Origin of the sequence: Amycolatopsis eburnea, from assembly GCF_003937945.1 — a bacterium.
Classification (GTDB): Bacteria; Actinomycetota; Actinomycetes; order Mycobacteriales; family Pseudonocardiaceae; genus Amycolatopsis; species Amycolatopsis eburnea.
This window is the reverse complement of the sequence record NZ_RSEC01000005.1, coordinates 1-2,684: the sequence shown is the minus strand read 5'-3', so window position 1 is coordinate 2,684 and position 2,684 is coordinate 1. Positions and strand designations below refer to the sequence as shown.

The window sequence follows — 2,684 nt, the reverse complement described above, 5'->3', positions numbered from 1 at the left end:
CGGGTCAGCAGGTTGCCCCGGCCCGGCGGCATCGCGCTCGGCTTGATGTTGCCGACCAGCGCGCCCTCGTCGCGGGAGCCGTTCATCACCATGCCCGGCGCCGCGATCTCCTTGAGCTTGCCGATGATCGGGTCGTACATCGCCTTCGACGCGCCACCGGTGCGCCGCACGACCACCAGGTGCAGGCCGACGTCCTTGGCTTGGGGCAGGAAGTCGGAGATCTTCCGCAGCGGGTTGGTCGTCGACGTGGCCACCAGGTCGTAGTCGTCGACCAGGATGAACAGCTCCGGGCCCTTCCACCAGGACCGCGTCTTCAGCTGTTCCTGGGTGACGTCCGGGCCCGGCAGGCGCCGCGTCATCGAGTTGAAGACGTCGCCGACCATGCTCTCCAGCTGGTTCGCCGACACCGCGTACCCGAGCAGCGCGTCGCCCTGGATGAACCCCAGCATCGTGCGCCGGTAGTCGACCAGCAGGATCAGCGCTTCCTGCGAGGTGTAGCGCTCCGAGATGCCCCGGGCGATCTGCCGCAGCAGGTTCGTCTTGCCCGACTCGCCGTCCGCGAACGCGTAGAAGTGCGGCTCGGCGTTGAAGTCGAGGTAGATCGGCTGCAGGTCTTCCTCGTTGACGCCGATCGGGACCAGCTTGGAGTCCCGCGCGGTGTCGAGCTTGAGGACGTCCTCGTAGGTGATCATCTCCGGCAGCAGGCGGACCTGCGGCGCGACCCGGCCGCGCCAGGCGCCCTTGATCTTCGCCACCGCGTCCGCCACGCCCGACGCGATCGTCTCCGGGTCGCTGGACCCGTCGATGCGCGGGAGGCCGCCGAGCATGTGCAGCTTCTCCCGGGTCAGGCCCCGGCCCGGCCGCCCGGCCGGGATGTTCACCGCGACCCGGCGGTCGATGTCGGACTCGGTCGGGTCACCCAGGCGCAGCTCGAACCGGGTGCCCAGCATGTCCTTGATCGCCGGCCGGATGTCCGCCCACCGGTTGGCCGCGACGATGACGTGCACGCCGTAGGACAGACCCTGCGTGGCCAGCCGGGTGATCGTGGTTTCCAGCTCTTCGAAGTCGTCGCGCAGCGCGCGCCAGTTGTCCACGATCAGGAACGCGTCGCCGAACGGGTCCTGGTCCGGCCGGATCTCGCCGCGCCGCTTGCGGTTGCGGAACTCGGTCATCGAGTCGATGCCCATCGCCCCGAACCGGCCTTCCCGCTCGGTGAGCAGGGTGGTCAGCTCGGCCACGATCCGGCGGGCCTTGTCCGGCTCGCGCCGGGCCACCGCGACGCCGCCGACGTGCGGCAGGTCGGCCAGACCGGTCAGCGTGCCACCACCGAGGTCCAGGCAGTAGAACTGCGCTTCCTCGGGGGTGTGCGTGAGCGCCATCGACATGATCAGCGTCCGCAGCATGGTCGACTTGCCCGACTGCGGGCCGCCGACGATCACGCCGTGCCCGGCCGCGCCGGAGAAGTCCGCCCACAACGGGTCACGCCGCTGCTCGTACGGCCGGTCGATGATGCCCAGCGGCACCTGCAGCCGCCCGTTGCCGAAGAAGCCGACCGGGGACAGGCCGCGGTCGTCGGTCGGGTTCAGGTTCGGCAGCAGCGTGTCGAGGGAGTTCGGGTCCTTCAGCGGCGGCAGCCACACCTCGTGCGCCGGCGGGCCCTGCCCGATCAGCCGCGAGACGATGACGTCCAGCTCCGACGGTTCGACCGCTTCCTCGGACTGCCGCTGCTCTTCCTTCGGCGCCTCTTCGATGAACTGCGGCTCGGGTTCCTTCGGCAGTTCGACGAAGTCCGGCACGAACAGCTGCGGCCGCTTGTCCGCGCGGACCACGGTCGCCGCCGGGCCGGCCACCTTGAGACCGGCCGGGCGGTACGGGCCCGAGACGTAGGACGCCTTGAACCGCACCAGGGTCGAGGTGTCGTACTTCAGGTAACCGCCACCGGGGACCGAGGGCAGCTCGAACGCGTCCGGCACGCCGATCGCGGCGCGGGACTCCGCCGCCGAGAACGTCTTGAGGCCGATCCGGTACGACAGGTGCGAGTCCAGGCCGCGCAGCTTGCCCTCTTCGAGGCGCTGCGAGGCGAGCAGCATGTGCATCTGCAGCGACCGGCCCAGCCGGCCGATGGCGACGAACAGGTCGATGAAGTCCGGCTTCGCCGACAGCAGCTCGGAGAACTCGTCACAGACGATGAACAGCGCGGGCAGCGGGTCGAGGTCGGCGCCGTTCTCGCGGGCCTTCTCGTACTCCCAGACGTTCTTGAAGTTACCGCCGTTCTTCAGCGCTTCCTGCCGGCGGTTCATCTCGCCTGCCAGCGCGTCCTTCATGCGGTCGACCAGCGTGACTTCGTCGGCGAGGTTGGTGATGACCGCGGAGACGTGCGGGGCCTTGTCCAGACCCAGGAACGTCGCGCCACCCTTGAAGTCGACGAGGACGAAGTTGAGCGTGGACGAGGAGTGCGTGGCCAGCAGGCCCAGCACCAACGTGCGCAGGAACTCCGACTTACCGGAACCGGTCGCGCCGATGCACAGGCCGTGCGGGCCCATGCCCTCGGCCGCGGCTTCCTTGATGTCCAGCTCGACCGGCTGCCCGTACTCGCCGACACCGAACGGGACGCGGTAGCGGTCGCGGATCGGCCGCGGCCGCCACGCCTGCTGGACGTCGAAGGTCATCGGGTCGCCCGGGAT

The 2,684-nt window shown here is 69.6% G+C and carries 1 protein-coding gene; it reads right to left on the bottom strand.

Translation table 11 applies throughout. The features are described from left to right. The coding region (gene eccCb, locus EIY87_RS00260; RefSeq protein ID WP_125305588.1) for a type VII secretion protein EccCb at positions 1 to 2,684 on the bottom strand (2,684 nt) is incomplete at both ends.